This is a genomic window from Microbulbifer okhotskensis, assembly GCF_023895975.1.
Classification (GTDB): Bacteria; Pseudomonadota; Gammaproteobacteria; order Pseudomonadales; family Cellvibrionaceae; genus Microbulbifer; species Microbulbifer okhotskensis.
The window spans coordinates 22,785-41,975 of sequence record NZ_JALBWM010000032.1; the positions used below are offsets into that span (position 1 = coordinate 22,785).

At 51.7% G+C, this 19,191-nt stretch carries 13 protein-coding genes; 3 read left to right on the forward strand and 10 right to left on the reverse strand.

Going from position 1 to position 19,191, the window contains the following annotated elements; translation table 11 throughout:
• The 3 genes from MO867_RS09625 to MO867_RS09635 form a co-directional block, all read right to left on the reverse strand.
• Nucleotides 1–750 (reverse strand): alpha/beta fold hydrolase, encoded by a 750-nt coding sequence (locus MO867_RS09625; protein ID WP_252466174.1) that lies wholly within the window; start codon nt 748–750, stop codon nt 1–3.
• A gap of 733 nt (nt 751–1,483) precedes the next feature.
• Nucleotides 1,484–4,075: a glycoside hydrolase family 3 protein gene (locus MO867_RS09630; protein ID WP_252466175.1), complete on the reverse strand. Its 2,592-nt coding sequence runs from the start codon at nt 4,073–4,075 to the stop codon at nt 1,484–1,486.
• Between the two features lie 371 nt (nt 4,076–4,446).
• Complete coding sequence (locus MO867_RS09635) at nt 4,447–5,733, reverse strand: sugar MFS transporter (protein ID WP_252466176.1); 1,287 nt, start codon at nt 5,731–5,733, stop codon at nt 4,447–4,449.
• A gap of 491 nt (nt 5,734–6,224) precedes the next feature.
• Here MO867_RS09635 and MO867_RS09640 point away from each other — a divergent pair, with 491 nt between their 5' ends.
• On the forward strand, nt 6,225–7,457 hold the full coding sequence (locus MO867_RS09640; protein ID WP_252466177.1) for a sensor histidine kinase: 1,233 nt from the start codon (nt 6,225–6,227) through the stop codon (nt 7,455–7,457).
• A complete protein-coding gene (locus MO867_RS09645; protein ID WP_252466179.1) occupies nt 7,454–8,302 on the forward strand; it encodes a LytR/AlgR family response regulator transcription factor in 849 nt (282 codons plus the stop codon). Before MO867_RS09640 ends, MO867_RS09645 begins: the two co-directional genes overlap by 4 nt.
• Nucleotides 8,303–8,446: 144 nt before the next feature.
• Here MO867_RS09645 and MO867_RS09650 read toward each other — a convergent pair whose 3' ends face one another.
• From MO867_RS09650 to MO867_RS09680, 7 genes are all read right to left on the reverse strand, one after another.
• Complete coding sequence (locus tag MO867_RS09650; protein WP_252466181.1) at nt 8,447–9,709, reverse strand: sugar MFS transporter; 1,263 nt, start codon at nt 9,707–9,709, stop codon at nt 8,447–8,449.
• A gap of 511 nt (nt 9,710–10,220) precedes the next feature.
• Nucleotides 10,221–11,177 (reverse strand): acetyl-CoA carboxylase carboxyltransferase subunit alpha, encoded by a 957-nt coding sequence (locus MO867_RS09655; RefSeq protein WP_252466183.1) that lies wholly within the window; start codon nt 11,175–11,177, stop codon nt 10,221–10,223.
• A gap of 93 nt (nt 11,178–11,270) precedes the next feature.
• Complete coding sequence (dnaE, locus tag MO867_RS09660; RefSeq protein WP_252466184.1) at nt 11,271–14,789, reverse strand: DNA polymerase III subunit alpha; 3,519 nt, start codon at nt 14,787–14,789, stop codon at nt 11,271–11,273.
• Between the two features lie 58 nt (nt 14,790–14,847).
• Nucleotides 14,848–15,063 (reverse strand): DUF1289 domain-containing protein, encoded by a 216-nt coding sequence (locus tag MO867_RS09665; RefSeq protein ID WP_252466185.1) that lies wholly within the window; start codon nt 15,061–15,063, stop codon nt 14,848–14,850.
• Complete coding sequence (locus MO867_RS09670) at nt 15,056–15,592, reverse strand: gamma carbonic anhydrase family protein (protein WP_252466186.1); 537 nt, start codon at nt 15,590–15,592, stop codon at nt 15,056–15,058. The genes MO867_RS09665 and MO867_RS09670 overlap by 8 nt, the downstream gene beginning before the upstream one ends.
• A 97-nt stretch (nt 15,593–15,689) precedes the next feature.
• Nucleotides 15,690–16,211 carry a methylated-DNA--[protein]-cysteine S-methyltransferase gene (locus tag MO867_RS09675; RefSeq protein WP_252466187.1) on the reverse strand — a complete coding sequence of 174 codons (522 nt, stop codon included), beginning with the start codon at nt 16,209–16,211 and terminating at the stop codon, nt 15,690–15,692.
• Nucleotides 16,212–16,213: 2 nt separating this feature from the next.
• Nucleotides 16,214–17,674: a DNA-3-methyladenine glycosylase 2 gene (locus MO867_RS09680; protein WP_252466188.1), complete on the reverse strand. Its 1,461-nt coding sequence runs from the start codon at nt 17,672–17,674 to the stop codon at nt 16,214–16,216.
• Nucleotides 17,675–18,420: 746 nt separating this feature from the next.
• On the opposite strand from MO867_RS09680, the gene MO867_RS09685 reads away from it, so the two are divergent.
• Nucleotides 18,421–18,654 carry a DUF5062 family protein gene (locus tag MO867_RS09685; protein WP_152452014.1) on the forward strand — a complete coding sequence of 78 codons (234 nt, stop codon included), beginning with the start codon at nt 18,421–18,423 and terminating at the stop codon, nt 18,652–18,654.
• The last annotated feature ends 537 nt before the right edge of the window (nt 18,655–19,191 follow it).

Below are 19,191 nucleotides of genomic sequence, written 5' to 3' on the forward strand. Positions count from 1 at the left end.
TCAGGCTGTTTGAGCAAGAGGCTTGGTTAAACCCAAAAGATATTCTGAAAGGAGACCATGGAATTCGTCCGGCTTTTCCAGCATAGGGCTGTGACCGCAGTCACACACTTCGCTGTATTCCAACTTCATCTCCCTGGATGCCAGTGATCGCCAGGATTCTGCCGGTGTTATCCGATCGAAATCACCCCAAATCAACTTGACCGGGCATTGCACTTTTCCCAAGCTCTCGTGGACATTATATTTTCTGCTCAGATTCAGCCACTTTACTACTGATTTAAATGTTTCATTCGTTGAAAATATCGTATTAATATCACTTACCCCTCGATCATAATCCGGCTTTGATAGACGATTTATATCGCGAAAAACTCTTTCGCATAATGCACTGGCAGCACCAGGTACCGACCCCCTCAAGTCAACGAGCGAAACCCCTGCGTCCAGTTCCTCAAGCCCCGGAGCACCACTGATCACGACGCCTTTCACCAACTCAGGAAAGTTTGCCGCAAAGTCCAAGGTGATTAGTCCGCTCATCGAATTGCCGACCAATACCGCAGGACCGGCTTCCGTATTTAAGTTGAGGCACTCACCGATCATTTGATGGGCTGACTCCAATCTACCCATAAACACTTCAGGAATTGACGGCTCAATAACGGTAATTTTGTGCCCCTGCAGACGACATGCCTCCGCAACCCGATTCCAAATCCACCCACGAGCAAACAGCCCTGGTAGAAAAATGATATGACAAGGTGACATTAGTTCCTCCGATTCCATTTCAGATAGATGTGCGCACACCAATTTCTGATACCGCCACACTAACCGTTTCAACTTTCACATAGGGAGCCAACCTACCAAAATCACTGCTACATAATGGAAGGTTAGGATTTTAAAAAACTCACAAACCATTTATCGCTCAGCAATAAAGATGCCAACCAGCAAAAACCCTTCCAACACAAGGGGAAACCATATTAACCAACAAGAAGTGGCATCTTTATTTCAGGTTCATGACCCTTCCGCTCATTCAAATCAAATTAAATCTGCACTTCCACACCCCAAAAGAACAAACTAATGAAAAGCGAATTAAAAAATTAATCTCACTGAAATACTTCTTACTGAACTGCACCGTTCCAGTGCCAAACTTAACCAGCCAGCACCATTAGCGGAGATATTATTACGACAGGACTAATAACCTGATAGATATTAAAGCGCAGTAGATAACGGAGGGATGCAGGGAGGAATGGAGAAGCTCTGGATTTAGAAAATCCAGTCAAACTACTTCTAGCCAAAATTAGACGCCGATTATGAGCGACTTAATAGGAATCACTTGAGTAACACCACAAATAAGAATGGGTTAACCCGATAGAGAACAAGACACCAACGTAGAAAACTCTTCGTTGGCGCTCTTTCTATAAAAGCAGATCGTTTAAATGGCTAGCTGACGCTATTCTATTTAGCGCCAGCTAGAGTCCCCATGCAGAAACAGAGTGCGTTAACCCTTACACTGAATATCGGCAGAAACTGCGGCTTCCGGGGTCAGCTTAACATTGGCGACGGCAATAGCCATTGGGCCTTCACTCTCCAAGCCAAATGCACTAAACACTTTGCCGAAGTCAGCACCCGCGTTTACGAAACACTGGAGATCTACAGAAATTCTGGTCCAATCTTTCTGCGGCATAGACTGCAGCGCTGACTGCAGCTGTACTTTAGCAACACAGTCGTCACCACAAGTCATCGCCACCATCACAGGGTTATCAACCGGCTGATCGACACGGATATTCATGGTCAGGGCAGATTTCTCTTCCAGGTACACGTTCAGATCCTGCATATATTCTGCAGACAACTGAACAGCACCAGGGCGCAACCCTTTCCAGGTAATCAGGCGGGCATCTTCCTGAGAAGACATATCGATAGAGCTGACTACGATATTTTCATCACCTCCACTGGCCGCGTAATTGCCGTGCATCGGAACTGCCTTTGCCCCGGCTTCAGCAATATTCAGTACCCAGGGCGCACGTGGGCGGGACACCAGCAACCATGCTTCTTCCAGACCGCCGCCGGCGTGTAATTCACTGGTCTCCGGCAGGTCATTGGCAACCAGGGATTCCTGATCGGCCGCCAAACCATAACCCAGCTCAAACAGGGGCTCGTAGTTATCGTGATAAGGATTCAGTACATTCTGATAAGTATGCATCGGCCAGCTAAACGGCAGCTTGCCGGTAAAATCATAACGCACCTGCCCATCCCTATCCCGGAACATAACATCGGCAACGCCAGCACCCTCGGAACCTGGTAACCAAGCAGCCACAAAAGCGTCCGAAGCATTCAGCTCGCTATTGATCCAAAGCGGGCGTCCAGACAGGAAGACACTGACTACCGGGATTCCCTGCTTGCGCAGCTTCTGCAGTAATGCCAGGTCTTTTTTATTGCCTCTCTGGTACTCAAGATGAGTAATATCGCCATGCCACTCTGCATAGGGTTCTTCACCAAAAACCACAATCGCAACTTTTGGCGCCTTGCCGTTTACAAATGAAGTGTCAGAGTAGCCACCGTCGACGCTCAGTACCGCTTCACCACCAGCAGCACTTACTGCAGTCGCGACACCTTCAAATATTGAAGTGGCTCCCGGGAAGTCCGCGCGGGTATTACCCGTGCCCTGCCAGGAGATAGTCCAGCCACCACTTTGCTTGGATAGATTATCCGCACCATCACCGGCAACCAATACATTCTGATTTGCGGCAAGTGGCAATAACTGGCCATTATTTTTCAATAATACCAGGGACTTGCGCACAGCTTCACGAGCGATAGCGCGATGCTCCGGATTGCCGAGGACTCCGCTCTTACCCGCCAAAGGCATATTGCGATTAAACAATCCCGCACGTATTTTTACTCTCAAAATACGACGTACTGCATCATCAATACGCTCAGCACTAATCTCTCCACTCACAGCCTGAGCCAATGTGTTTACGTATAGTGCTTTCCAATCTGCGGGCACCATAAACATATCGAGGCCGGCATTAATCGCCGCAGCACAGCTCTCCACAGTGCAACCCGGTACAAAGCCGTGGCCGTTCCAGTCACCGACAACAAAACCGTCAAAACCCAAACGCTCCTTCAGAACAGTGGTTAGCAGGTATTCGTGTCCGTGAAGCTTCTTCCCATCCCAACTGTTGAATGAAGCCATCACCGTCTGCACACCGGCCGGCAGGGCGGTCAGGTAACCCGCCGCATGCACTTCCGCCAATTCCTTTTCAGAAACGGCGTTATCACCCCGGTCGATGCCACGAGTTGTGCCACCATCACCGACAAAGTGCTTGGCAGTGGCCACCAGGTTCTCGCCACGCAGGAAATCAGCACCGGTTTTCTCACCCTGGAGCCCTTTAACCATAGCCTCAGCGTAATCGGCTACTATCTTGGGATCTTCAGAATAGCTTTCATAGGTTCGACCCCAGCGGTCATCGCGAACTACCGCCACCGTGGGGGCAAAAGTCCAGTCGATTCCCGTCACCGCCACTTCGCGGGCAGTCGCGCGACCGATACGTTCAATCAGGTCGGAATCGTGGGCGGCACCGAGACCGATGTTGTGGGGAAACAGGGTTGCTCCGATCACATTGTTGTGACCATGGACCGCGTCAGAGCCCCAAATCAACGGAATCGCCACACCGCCATCAGAGGTATCCATGGAGGCCTTAAAAAAGGCATCGGAGAGCGCCAACCAGTCTTTTGGTGTGGCAAACTTATCATTGCCGGGAAAGGCACCACCGCCATTTAGCACAGAGCCCAAATGATACTTTTTAACATCTTCAGGCGTGACGTGGCGGATTTCTGCCTGAATCATCTGCCCCACTTTCTCCTCCAGAGACATGCGGGACAGGACTTCACTAATTTCAGTTTCCAGCTTTTCATCACGCTGTAGCGCGGGCTTTAATTTTGGCCAGTTCCCAACACCTTCAACAACGCTGGAACCTTTATTGGCCTGGGCTTTACCGGTCTCTGGCTGAGTTTCCTGGTTCTCAGGCTGGCAACCAGCGAGCACGGAGGCACAGAGTAAAAAGCCCAGCGAAAATCGCTTACTAAAATTCACGAATAACTCCCAAAATCATTCCACGCTTTACTGACTCGCTAGGCCTACAGTTCTCGGCAAGCTTGAAGGGTACACCCAAGGTATTATCCCCTGTACAGCTGTCCATTACCGTTTGCTTTCGCCCTATTTATTATTTCGACGACCAACTTCAATGCCAATCGATACAGACTTTCTCCGTCGTGCTCAGCGCCCGATGCCCCCCCCTGGAAGGAAAGCCGATACCGTAAAATCATCAATCGCCAGGCAAATCTTCCAGCACCACGAGACGCAGGCCGCACTGGAAACAAAGTGCAATACTTGCCTCTACACGCCAATAGAAATCCGATGGACTGGTCCAAATCACCGATAAGGCGGAAGGGTAAATGGCAGCTTTATTCTGCAGCGTTTCCGCGTAAAGTTCGCGAAAACGCGCCGTAATAAATGATGTAGCAGTAACAGATCAGGGGTACCAGAAATGAATACTGGATACCGGCACTGTCGGCAAGCATGCCCTGGAAAAGAGGAATGACGGCACCCCCGACAATAGCCATACAGAGAATGCCGCTGCCCTGGCTGGTATATCTGCCCAGACCACGCAAAGCCAGGCTGAATATTGTTGGAAACATAATTGAATTACACAGACCCACGGCGACAATCGACCAAACTGCCATTGCCCCCGACGACATCATCGCCACCGCGATAAGTACCACTGATCCCAGTCCGCAGACCGCAAGCACCTTTCCCGCCGAGACAAAGCGCAGTAAAAACGCCCCGGCAAAACGTCCTATCATCGCACCGCCCCAGTAATAGGAAACGTACTTGGACGCTTCAAACGGTGTCATCCTGGCAACTGAAGGTTCGCCAAAGAAACTCACCAGGAAACTTCCTATCGCCACTTCTGCACCCACATAGGCAAAAATACCCACGGCCCCCAGAGTCAGCCTAGGGAAGCGCCAGAGTGAAAACACATCGCCTTCGACACTACTCCTCTGCTGGTGTTCGGGAATTGCTGGCAAGCGTATCCAAGAGAAAAAAGCCACCATCACCAAAAGAAGAACCGCCAGCCAAAAGTACGGCGTTTCTACCAGTGCCGCCTCCCGAGCCCTGAATTCAAAGAGGCTCGCTGCGGTATCAGGATCGACAGAGAGGGTGAGGCCCGCAAAGAAAACTGCGCCGCCGATCACTGGCGCCAAAGTGGTGCCTAGGGAGTTGAAGGCCTGAGTCAAATTCAAGCGGCTGGGCGCCGTACGGGCACTACCCAACGCGATCACATAGGGGTTTGCCGATACCTGCAATAGCGTAATTCCCGAAGCGAGAACAAAAAGGCCAAGCAAGAACACTTCATAAATCTGCAAGCGCGCTGCGGGAATAAAAACCAAGCATCCCGCGCAGGCCACCAGGAGACCAAGCACTAGCCCAAGCTGGTAGCCTACTCGTCTGAGCAGCATCCCCGCTGGCACAGACACCAGAAAGTATGCGGCAAAAAAGTAAAACTGCACCAAGACTGCCTTGGTGTAGCTCAATTCAAAGACATTTTTCAGGTGCGGGACCAGGACGTCATTCAGGCCGGTAATAAATCCCCAAATCAAAAACAGGGACGTCAGTGCAATTAGGTTGATATAACGAGGGACTGTACCTACAGACATCTGATCCTGGGCACCCGTATTATATTTAGCCATCTCGCTCGAGGAAAACCCCGATTCGGGCAACATCTGGCTCATCGACAACCGATCCCCAAATCTAAATTTCTTGCTGACCAGCGGCGGTTCTCTTTACTCAGAACTTTTTCCCGCCACCACATATTTCTAAGAAGAAGCCTACTTCACCCAGCTGCTGGGGAATACTTTAAAGATGCACATTTTTAACACAATTCCCAAAAACTACCTACCGACCCCGCCAAATAGTCAATTACTGCTCGTGACCAGACAGACAATCTCACCGTTGTACAAGCAGGGCAGGCAGAGCTACAGCGCCAACCTCTCTCTCCCTGCAAATTAAATCGCACTAAAAATATAAAGAAGAGTTGTCTTATCCATCAAGATTGCCGAAAATTACTCGACTATTCACCCCAGGATCAGACAAGAGGGACTTTAACGAGGTCAAGCCGGAAGTGTGGCGCACACACCTCTAGCGGGTCACGCTTCTGCAAGGTAATATTTCGCGGATAATAATGAACGCGATCATTAGCGTCTATCCCGTCCTTTCCACAATACTAAATATACGGGACATCATGCAGTACTCGACCCGTCTAAACACGACACCAATTGCTGAGATCCAGTCGACTCGTTGGTTCTGGAAACTTCAGCTGGTTAGCTGGATCGGTATATTGTTGGTCACGTTTCTCTCCTTAACCCTGTGGCATTCCCCGGCCGAGTGGCCTCACTTCGAACCGATCAATACAATATTCCAATGCGCTATCGCCTTTGTCCTATCGATTTTTCTAAAGCCCATTTTTGATGTTGCCTGGGAGTCAGAACTCTCTTTTCGCACGGTTATCTACCTATTGGCGGTAGGCGTTATTTCCGGGATATGGACACTGATTCGCATGGAGGCCTACATACGTCTCAGTGGTGAACACTCCATTTGGTCTGAGTTCGGTGGCTGGTATTACGCTTCTCTTTTCGTGTTTCTGTTCTGGAGTGCCCTTTACTGCGGGGTGAAATATCACTTCTTATTGAACGAAGAACACAAAAAAATGCTGGAAGTCGCGGCAGTACATGAAAGGGAACAGCTGCGCAGACTACAAGCTGAAGCCATCGCCAATGAAGCGCAGCTGAAAATGCTACGCTACCAGCTAAATCCACATTTTCTATTTAATACACTCAACTCTATCAACGCCCTAATTCGCTTTCAGCAAGCCGATGAAGCCCGGGAGATGGTCGTGCGGCTCAGCGATTTCCTGCGGCTATCGTTAAAGGAAGACCCCATGCAGAAGGTCGAGTTGGAGCGAGAAATAGAAGCTGTATTACTCTATCTGGAAATTGAGAAAACCCGATTTGCCGACCGACTGAGCGTAGACCTTTCGATTGATGAGTCGGTTCGCCGCGCTCGAGTGCCGAGTATGCTGCTTCAGCCCCTGGTAGAAAATTCAGTGAAATATGCTATCGCCCCCAATGAAACCGGGGGCACTATTGGCATACTCGCACGCAGCGCAGGGGACCGCTTGGTCTTGGAAGTCCACGACAGCGGCTGCCCCAATCAATTTAACGGTGAGCGGAACCCTGAGGCCTCCTCTACCGGCGTAGGTCTTAAAAATGTACGAGAACGATTAAACACCCTTTACCCTCTAGACTTCGACATAAAACAAAATCAAAAAGCCGATGGCGGTATGCAAGTACTCATCAATATCCCCCTGCAATCTACCACCCACCCCACCAACCTCACACAGGGAGAAGTCCAATGAACAAACTCACTGTCGTACTGGTGGATGACGAACCCCTAGCCTTGCGACTGCTGCAGAGCATGCTCGAGGAACATCAGGATCTCGACATTCTCGCTTGCTGCCGTAATGGCAGGGAAGCCGTACAAGCCGTCTCTGAGCACAGCCCCGACCTGTTGATTCTCGATGTACAGATGCCGGGAATCAACGGCTTTGACGTTGTGCGCAGCTTGCAGGCTGACACCATGCCCCTTGTCATTTTTGCAACAGCCTTTGATCAATATGCCCTCAAGGCATTTGAGGTCCACGCTGTCGATTATGTGCTTAAACCCCTGGACCCGCGCCGACTGGAAACTGCGCTGGAGCGGGCCCGGCAACGACTCGTACAAATGCGCTCCGAGGGAGAGGAGGGGAATCAAGAGGAAAAGAAACGTTTGATGCGCTCTTTCGAAGAAAGAGGCAATAATAGTAACCCATCCGCAGAAAGCGCAGCTGCCCATACCGCCAGTCAGCGCCTGGCCATCAAGGACAGGGGCAGTATCACCATGGTCACCCAGCAAGATATCGAGTGGATTGATGCTGCCGGAGACTATATGTGCGTACACGCAAAAGGGGAAACCCACGTGATGCGCAGCACTATTAAAGATCTGCAAAAGCAGCTTTGCCCGAATCTCTTTAAGCGCATTCACCGCTCCACTCTGGTCAACCTGAATTTTATTGTGCATATCAAGGTTCTGACTAAAGGTGAATATTTCCTCACGTTGAGCAGCGGCGCCAAATTAAAAGTGAGCCGAAACTACCGCCTACCAATCAAGGAATTTCTCGACTTCAACAAACAAGCCAGCCTGACCACCCCTCAAACCTCTTAATACAAAAGCATTCAAAATACTGGCAGGGATCGCCGCCCCCCCCCAAAAAAAATCCCCCCCCTTTTTTACAAAACTTTATTCCAGACACAAAAAAGCCGGCATAAAAATGCCGGCAAACGAGCTCAGAAGAGAAGAAAATAAAACTTAAGCGCGCTTATCTGGACGGTGCCCAGAAATTCCATAGTAAAGAATATAAAGGTAACAGAAGATCGGCAGAACAAACGCTAACTGAATACCAATTTGGTCTGCCAGAAAGCCTTGTAACATCGGCACAATTGCGCCGCCGACAATAGCCAGGCACAGGATCCCGGAGCCCTGACTGGTTGATGGGCCCAATTTGGCCAACGCCAAACTAAAAATGGTTGGGAACATAATAGAGTTGCACAAGCCTACAGCGAGTACCGCCCACATCGCCAGATAACCGCTACCGGTGATGGTAATGAGCAGCAGTACACAAGAGCCAATAGAGCATATTGCAAGCACTTTACCGGCCGAAATAAATCGCATGACTAATGCACCGGCAAAGCGGCCGACCATTGCACCGCCCCAGTATAGGGAGATATAAAAAGCAGCTTCGGACTCCTCCAGGCCAGCAATGGAGTCTTCTGCAATAAAGTTGACCAGGAAGCTGCCTATAGAAACTTCAGCGCCCACATAAACAAAGATGGCAATTGCACCCAATACCAGATGGCGATAACTCCACGCGGATGCGGCTCCGCTACTGTGAGTAGAGGCTGCTGCAGCGCTGCTGACTATCCCCGGCAAATTAAGGAATGCAAAAAGCAGGGCCAGAATTGCCAATGCAGCGGCCAGGATCAGATAAGGTACCTCGATAACAGAGGCACTGGCAGCACCTGCCACAACACCCGCTGCGGGCAAAATTAGCAGTGCACCAAACTGGGGGGCAATCGTCGTACCCAGGGAGTTGAATCCTTGGGTCAGGGTCAATCGGCTGGGCGCTGTGCGCTCATCTCCCAATGCGGTGACATAGGGGTTAGCGGAAACCTGCAAAATTGTAATGCCGGAAGCCAGAATAAATAGAGCCCCCAGGAACAGTGCATATACCTCCATTCTTTCGGCGGGAATAAATAGCAGGCAGCCAATTACCGCAATACTGAGGCCGGTTACAATTCCTTTTTGGTAGCCGATTTTGCTAACCAGAGCACCGGCAGGCAAAGAGACAAGAAAGTAAGCCCCAAAAAAGCAGAACTGCACCAGCATTGCCTGGGCGTAGTTCAGGTCGAAGATTCCCTTCAGGTAGGGAATCAAAATATCATTCAGACAGGTGATAAAACCCCATATAAAAAACAGTGAGGTTAGCGCCACCAGCGCAAATCGCTGCCCCGATTGATCACCTGTCGGTATCTGTGCAGCATCCGTTGCTGTATTACTCTGCATTATTGCCATAATTATTAATCCTGAGACTTCAGCTCACAGGCCTCCGCAGGTTGATATTCAACCGGAAAAACCTATGCCTATTGCACCAATCTTTATTGTGGGTACTTTCTATCACGGAGGATGGCTCCGGTCGGAGTGCTTTTCGACAAGGGGGTTCAAAATGGAGGTAGCGTGGACCTGTAGCAGCCTGCAAACGCAAGACTGCCTGCTACCAGGGCAGCTGACCTAACAGATCACTTTCTCTCTTCAGCAAGTCTCTCCCACCACAATGTAGGGTTCATTATTTCTTTCAGGCACCGAATAAGAGTCGAAGAATCTAATTTTTTAGACAACCCTATAGGTTGAGCGGCCTGGACATTTATGTATTTTCCACAAGTTGTAAAAAAGAAGGGCAGAAGGATAGGAAAGATACTTAAAAGCAGAAAAGGAGATATAACACTGGAGGCTCCAACCGCACCAAACAGAACAAAAACTCAAAAATTTGGCGCGGCAGGGGAAATCGGTACTTTTTTAGTGCGGCTTAGGAAACGATATTACCGTAGCTCATCAGGCGCTGGTAGCGCTTCTCCAGCAGCTCATCAATAGGAATACCACTCAATTGATCCAGCTGCTCACTGAGGCGCTCCCTCAAACTGAGTGCCATAGCATCTGGATCGCGATGGGCGCCACCGAGGGGTTCTGCAATAGTCTCGTCCACAATACCCAACTCCTCCAGCACACTGGAAGTCACCCCCATCGCCTCAGCAGCCAGCGGCGCTTTTTCGACGGTTTTCCAGATAATGTTGGCGCAGCCCTCTGGAGAAATCACAAAATAGGTAGAGTACTGCAGCATATTCAGCTGATCGCCAACACCGATAGCCAAAGCGCCCCCAGAAGAACCCTCTCCAATCACGGTGCAAATAATGGGTGTGCGCAGTCGGGACATCACGGCCAGATTCTGGGCAATAGCTTCACTGATGCCGCGCTCTTCACTGTCGATACCCGGATAGGCCCCAGGTGTGTCGATCAGAGTGAGAACCGGCATTTTAAAGCGTTCGGCCATTTCCATAACACGCAGGGCCTTGCGGTACCCTTCGGGCTTGGGCATACCGAAATTACGCGCGACTTTTTCGTTGACGGAGCGTCCCTTTTCCTCACCGATAACCGCCACCGGTTTACCATTGAGACGGGCGATACCAGCGATAATCGCTCTATCGTCACCAAAATGGCGGTCGCCGTGCAGTTCGTCCCAGTCGGTGAACAGGCGCTCGATATAGTCCTTGGAGTAGGGGCGCTGCGGATGGCGCGCCACCTGAACCACCTGCCAGGGACTCAGGTCGGAGTAGATGGACTCAGTCAGAGTTCTGCTCTTCTCCCGTAACCGGGTCACTTCATCGGCGATATTCAGCTCGTTGTCGTCACCCACAAGCTGCAGCTCTTTTATCTTGCCTTCCAGCTCTGCAATTGGCTGCTCAAACTCGAGAAAATTGAAATTCATGAAATCTGCGCCTTTAACTCTTTTCAATACCACCGGGCAATCATAGCGGCATAGCTTAACTGTACAGAACCAACCAGTCGAGTCCAGTGGACTTTAACGCCTTTCTGCGTACTGAAGCGTCACCTGCTCACGCCCCAACAGTTCCCTGAGAGACTGGACCATCTGATCGTTTGGTTCCACATTCCACTGCAACGGCAATCGGTACAAGCCCCGGGCATCGTGGCGGGAAACCTCCAGGCTCACCCCACACTGACCACCGGTATAGGGCTGTAGGCAAGCCGCCAATCGCTTGGCCAGGCCTGGCGCCACACTGCCACTGTCCAATCGTAAGCGCACCCCGGTCACCCGGCTCTGGCGCAACTCATCGAGAGTGGACACACCGTTTACTGTCATTTTCAGGCCGCCACTGTAATCATCGGTAGCGACCGGTCCCTCCAATACCAACAAAGCATCTTTAGCCAGCTTGTCTCTGTGCTCACCCAAGGCCTCGCTGAATATGGCTGCTTCAATACGGCCACTGCGATCATCCAAAGTAACAATAGCCATGGAATCACCGCGCTTGGTTTTCATAACACGCATGGCAACCACCAAGCCTGCTACTTTTTGGGATTCGCGACCGGGCTTCAAATCGGCGATCCGCGCTTTAACCAAATGTTTTAACTCACCGGCGTACTCATCAATAGGGTGCCCAGTCAGATAAAGTCCCAAGGTGTTTTTTTCCCCCTCCAAGCGCTCGCGAATACTCCAGCATCGGGTGCGGCGGAAATCCTCGTAAACATCACCCTCGGAGGCCTGAGGTACCACTTCGCCAAATAAGTCCATCATGCCCGCATTGGCGTTGGCTTTTTGCTGATCCGCCGCCTTCACCGCTTCATCTAGCGTGTTAAACAGCACCGCGCGCGAATAATCCAGGCCATCAGCGCTGTGGGTATCCGGCCCAATACTATCGAAGGCACCAGAGCGCACCAGCGCCTCCAGTGCGCGCTTGTTCACCTTGCGCGGGTCAATACGCGAGCAGAAATCGAACAGGTCGACAAAAGGCCCGCCCTCTTCCCGCGCCGCAATAATATTCTCAATGGGCCCTTCACCCAGCCCCTTGATGGCTCCGAGACCATAAATAATACGCTTGTCGATATCCACCGAAAACTGGAAGCTGCCCAGGTTCACATCCGGCGGCACCAGCACCAGCTCCATGGCCCGGCACTCTTCGATAAAGGTTACGACTTTATCGGTCTTATCCATATCCGAAGACATGGTGGCCGCCATAAACTGAGATGGATAATGCGCCTTCAACCAAGCAGTCTGATATGACACCAGTGCGTAGGCCGCAGAGTGAGACTTGTTAAAGCCGTAACCTGCAAACTTCTCTACCAGGTCGAAGATCTTAATCGCAAGTTCGGGGTTAATGCCTTGCTCTTTTGCCCCATTTTCAAAAGTGGCCCTCTGTTTGGCCATTTCCTCCGGTTTCTTCTTACCCATGGCCCGGCGCAACAGGTCAGCGCCGCCCAGGGTATAGCCAGCCAATTCCTGGGCGATCTGCATTACCTGTTCCTGGTAGACAATGACCCCGTAAGTGGGCTCCAGGATCGGCTGCAGTTTCTCATGTTGGTATTTGGCATCCGGGTAGGCCACCTGCGCTCGGCCGTGCTTACGGTTAATAAAGTCATCAACCATGCCCGACTGTAGCGGGCCCGGGCGGAACAGGGCCACCAGGGCGATCATATCTTCCAGGTTGTCCGGTTGCAGACGCTTGATCAGATCCTTCATACCACGGGATTCCAACTGGAATACCGCAGTGGTTTCGGCCCGTTTGAGCATTTTGAAGGTTTCTGCATCATCCAGCGGCAGTGCGGCGATATCCAGGGGTTCCAGCCCTTCGCGCTCGCGCTGCACATCCACCATGCGCTTGGCCCAATCGATAATGGTCAGGGTACGCAGGCCGAGGAAGTCAAACTTCACCAGGCCGGCATCTTCCACATCATTTTTATCGAACTGAGTGACCAGACCGGCGCCGGTCTCATCACAGTAAAGCGGGGCGAAGTCGGTAAGCTTGGTTGGAGCAATGACCACACCACCGGCGTGTTTGCCCACATTGCGCGAGACCCCTTCGAGCTGCAGGGCCATCTCCCAGATTTCCTGGCCTTCATCATCCGTGTCGAGGAACTCCCGCAAGATCTCCTCCTGATCGAAGGCCTTCTGCAGCGTCATGCCCACATCAAGGGGAATCATCTTCGACAACTTGTCCGCGAGGCCGTAGGACTTGCCCTGCACTCGCGCCACATCGCGCACCACCGCTTTCGCAGCCATGGTGCCGAAAGTAATAATCTGGCTCACTGCCTGGCGGCCGTAATTATCCGCAACATAGCCGATGACCCGATCCCGCTTCTCCATACAGAAGTCGATATCGAAGTCAGGCATGGAAACCCGCTCTGGATTGAGGAATCGCTCGAACAGCAGGTCGTATTGCAGTGGGTCCAGGTCGGTAATATCCAGCGAGTAGGCCACCAAAGAACCGGCACCGGAGCCTCGCCCCGGCCCCACCGGAATATCCTGGTCCTTGGCCCACTGGATAAAGTCCATCACGATCAAAAAGTAACCGGGGAACCCCATCTGTACAATAATATCCAGCTCAAAGCGCAGGCGTTCCTCGTACAGCTTGCGGCGCTCGGCATAGTCCGCTGCGGATGTGTCGAGAATCGCTTCCAAACGCCTTTCCATGCCCTCATAGGAAACCTTTTCGAAGAACTGGTCTTCGGTCATTCCCTCAGGGATCGGGTATTCCGGCAGGAAATATTTGCCCAGCTGAATCGGTGCCGAGCAGCGCTTGGCAATCTCTACAGTATTTTCTAGCGCCTCGGGAATATCGCTGAATAGCTCCCACATTTCCTCGGGGCTGCGGAAATACTGTTCGGCAGAATAGCGACGTTCGCGACGGGGGTCATCGAGAGCCCGGCCCTCATGGATGCATACTCGCACCTCATGGGCCTCGAATTCGCTCTCCTCCATAAAGCGTACATCGTTAGTGGCCACTACCGGCAGGTTCAATAATTGCGCCAGCTCCACCGCCGCATGTAAATAATCCTCATCACCCGCGCGGCCCGTACGCTGCAATTCCAGATAATAGCGGCCAGGGAACAGCTCCGCCCACTCGCTGGCCAGCTCCTGCGCCTGAGCCCGGCGCCCGGCTATCAGGGCGCGGCCGACATCACCATATTTGGCCCCGGACAACATCAACACGCCTTCGCTGTATTCTTTTATCCACTCGCGCTTGATGTAGGCATTGCCGTGGTACTGCCCCTCCATCCAGGCGCGAGAAATCAACTCGGTAATATTGCGATAACCATCGCCATTCAGAGCGTAGAGGGTAATCAGGGTGGGCTTGCCCTCGCCGCCCTCACTGAGCCAGAAATCCGCAGCGGTAATGGGTTTAATACCGGCGCCAAGGCAGGCCCGGTAGAACTTGATCTGGCCGAAGAGGTTGCACTGATCGGTAATGGCCAGCGCCGGTATTTGTAGCTCCTGCGCACGGGCGATGGCGGGCTTAATACGCACCAGGCCATCGATCAGGGAAAATTCGGAGTGAATTCTTAAGTGGACAAAGGGTTGGGTCATAGTCGCGTTTAATTCCGGGCCCTGCGAGGCTCGGCCCCAACAAAGCGCTATCGATTGTTTACCAGAGTCGGCCCATCTGCCGAGCACGCTCGGTGCAGAGCTTCAAAATTGAGCGACGCTCTTCATTAGTTATCGAGCCCCAGCGGCTAATTTCCATACCGCTGCGAAAACAGCCCTCACACACATCCTCTTCGTTGAGGGCGCACACGGACATACAAGGGGATTTCACCGGGCGCTCGTCGGGCACTGCAGTTTCTACCGGTTGTTCAGACATCTTCAATCTCGAGCGGGACCAATTCCTCGGCAAAGTGTTTGCCATTGGCCACGTAGTGATCACTGCTCGCCTTGAGTAGTTCGTAGGTGGCAGGATCGAGGGTTTTAACCACCTTACCGGGGGTGCCCATCACCATGGAATAGTCGGGGATTTCGGCTCCCTCCGTCACCAGTGCATTGGCGCCGATGATACAACATTTGCCAATCTTGGCCCGGTTCAGGATCACGGCGTTGATACCAATCAGGCTGTAATCGCCAATCTCACAGCCGTGCAGCATCACTTTATGGCCTACGGTGACACCCGTGCCGATGGTTAGTGGAGTACCCGGATCGGCATGCAACACCGAGCCATCCTGGACATTACTGTACTCACCGATTGTGATCCGGGCACAATCTCCACGCACTACCGCGTTAAACCAGATGGAGCTGTGCCCGAGCATACGCACATCGCCAATGATCTGGGCGCCAGGTGCGATATAGTGACCCCCACCCTCCAGTTGCGGCTGTTTATTCCCCAATCTGTATAGCATTTGGCCTCCGGCGAGATCTGGTTAAGAACCGCGTATTATCCCGTGCCGGAGACGCTGTGGCTAGCGGATGAATCTTGCGCTTTTCATTTCCTACACTTCAGAGCAACTCACCCTGGCTGATAAAATTGGCACCTTCGAGCGTGAGTAACTGGGCTTTCAATGCCAAACCACCGGCGTAGCCAGTGAGACTGCCATTGGCTCCAATAACCCGGTGACAAGGAATCATCACTGCGAGCGGATTGGCGCCGTTGGCCCGCGCCACCGCGCGGATAGCACGTGGCTGCCCCAAAAATTGGGCCTGCTGGCTGTAGCTTCGGGTCTCGCCAAAAGGAATTTGTACCAGCGCATCCCATACTCGGCGCTGAAACTCGGTACCCCGCGGGGCCAGCGAAAGATTGAAGCTTCGGCGCTGTCCGGCCATATATTCACGCAACTGTTGAGCTGCCATATCAGTGAGCTCTGAGCCCCCCCTTTGCCAGTCGGCGCCTAGGCGCAGCGGGCGTTCGACATCGTAAAACTGCAGCGCAACGATACCGTTATCCACCCCCTCATCCCCAACTTCACAGGCGGCGATAGCAACATCACCCAACTCCGTGGAGTAACACTCATAAGTAATCATCTCTATTCTCCTGATTTCAGCGACTGCCACAGCAAAATAGCGCCATAAGCCCGCCAGGGCCGCCACTGTTCTGCCCGTGCCAGGGCCTCCTTGGGTTTTGCTTTTTCGCCATCACTGCCAAGCGCCTGCAGAATACCCAAGTCTGAAGCCGGAAATGCATCTGGCATCGACAGCCCACGCATAGCAATATAATGCGCCGTCCAATCACCGATACCCGGCAATGCTGTGGCCTGGGTGCACCAATCCTCCAGGGACTGATCGGCAAAACTCACACGCCCATCCAGCGTTGCGGCAACGAACTCCCGTAGGGTTTTCATGCGAGCGCGGGTCAACCCTATGTCGGCAAAGTCTGCCTCGGCGAGATGCTCCGCCGTTGGAAACAGGAACCGCTCTTTGCCGGAATCGTCCACAAACGACTCCCCGTAGCGGGCCACAATACGTCCGGCAATAGTGGTCGCCGCCGCCACACTGATCTGCTGACCGAGAATCGCCCGCAGCGCATATTCGAATGGGTCCCAAGCACCGGGCAAGCGCAGGCCCGGGTTCTTCGCCAATTGATCCGCCAGTAGTGGATCTTCATTTAATACCGTCTGGATCTCCTCAATATCCGCATCCAGATCAAACAGCCGCCGCAGGCGCTGGTTGAGCAGGTATAAACCTGTGCCACCTTCCTGCCCAAAGATCTCCACCACCAGGCGGTTTCGCTCCGGATCGTGGGAGACTTGCATCACGCCGCGACAAGCATCCAGCTCGAAACTGCGTGAATAGACCTCCCCCTCCACCTGCTCCACCCCTGCCAAAGCGCGAGCTCCCAGGAAAGCCAAGAGTTGCTGCCAATCCAACGGCGGGCGGTAATCGAGGTACAAACGAACCCGCGTGGTACTCGTCGTCTCCGCCCGTACAGAATGCCCCTCCCTACGCACCTCAGAGGGTGTACGTTGGTAGATCTGTTTGAAAACACCATTAAAACGCCTCAAGCTGTTAAAGCCGGATTCGTAGGCGATTTCAGCAATGGGCAAATCCGTATCCCGCAATAACCGAAAGGCAAACAGCGCTCGCTCTGTTTGCCAAACCGCCAAGGGGCTTACCCCAAGGTGCTCAGAGAACAAACGGCGTAAATAACGGCTGCTGACCCCGAGACGCTCCGCCAACCGCTCTACCGATTGGGGCTCCCGTTCACTGCGCATCAACTTTAGAGCACGCTGCACCGTGGTCGACACCAACCCCCAAGCAGGGCTACCCGGCGCAGAATCGGGGCGACAGCGCAGGCAGGGCCGAAAACCCGCATTGGCCGCCTCCGCCGCTGTCTCAAAATAAGTGACATTGCGCTCCAGCGGTGGCCGAGCCGGACAGATCGGGCGGCAGAAAATGCCAGTGGTTTTCACTGCGGTATAAAATCGCCCATCAAAACGACGGTCGCGGGCCAATCGCGCACTGGAGCATACTGCTGCATCAATCTTCATAGGTCTCTCTCGTTTCTGGCTATCAGTGTATGGCTTGGTCGCATCCGGAACTAGTCAAAAACGGAACTGACCATTTTGACCCCTAGACTTATAAGTCAGGAAGGTGAGGCCCGAAGGGAAAGAGGCCAATTAGGCTTACTTTAAATATCTCACTCAAAGAACGTCTCGGCCGACAAGTCACACCCAATAATTATTTTCAAATAAATCTATAAAAATCGAGAATTTTATAAATTGCAGAGAGGTATTCCTTAAGCGGAATAAACAGCCCAGAGATAGACTTACTGCTTGGCAAGAAAATTATTAGTTAAATACTCGACAATTTATCGCACAAATATTATTTCATCGAAGCTTGAAAAATGTACATAAAAGACGCAGCTCCCCGCAAATGGCCATAATCCTTTGCTACAGCTGCAACGCAGTAGCTATGGCTTTCAAGCCCCCAGCCAGCAAAACAGGCACACTTTTGATCATCTTGACTATTATTTTTCCAGAACGGCTTTAACAGGTAAAAACTTGCTGAAATACAACAACTTACAAAGTTGACCCTTATTTGGGATAGTAGCCAAAGTGATCGTTTTTGTATTTGGCACTATTGATCTAAAATCAAGCAGCCCTTTGATTTGAACAGTATTTTTTAATCTCGGCGCAAGATTGATTCCAAGATAGCAATCAGGATAATAGTGGTCAGAATGAACACTATATAAATGTTAGGTGCGTAATATCGACGACCTCTTTGAGACATGATAATGAAGAAACTCAAAAATGAAAAAGAGTTAGTGAAAAAGGCTATAGCGCTCGGTACTGCATATGGCACCAAGCGAGGAGTTGTCGAATTCGAAGCTACCGATTCAGCTCACGAAAAACTCGAATATATTTATCGTCTTTTAGTTCACGATAAAGTAATTCAACCGCTTCAAGAAGACAAAATATCACAGAAGGCTATCATGCATAGGTTGGCAATTTGGGCCTCAAAGCAATAAGCGCTCTAATAAGGTTTTCACCATAATCGGGTAGCCGGTAGTTCTAACTACCGGCCCCCACACCACCCATCGTTCGGCTCCGCAATGGGCGGCTCTCTATCCATAATGAATTTCTACCCAGCCATCACGTAACGTGATCAAACCCATCTTTTCGAAACTGCATTATTGAGTGCAATGTGAGTGCCCTCAGTTATTGCGCTTCGCCAGTAACTTTTACTGGGCGAACCGCAAGCTACAGCCAGCGATTCACTCACACCCATGCGCAGTAAACTCCAGAATTTTGTTCTAACCCTATGCCAATTCTTCCAATAGCTCATTCTTAATCATCACCGTATCCAGCAATCAAGCTCAATACATTGTTGACGCCCTTGCGCATACCAAAGAGCAATCTTGGACCCCCATAGATTGGAACCCTAATGACATATCAATAGGTGGGCCCAATACGTATCCAGTGGTTCCATCCAGGGCTGTCCCATATAAACCGGTGTAAAAACGAACAGAATAGACCTAAAATAGCCATCTTTTTTGAAGCATAGA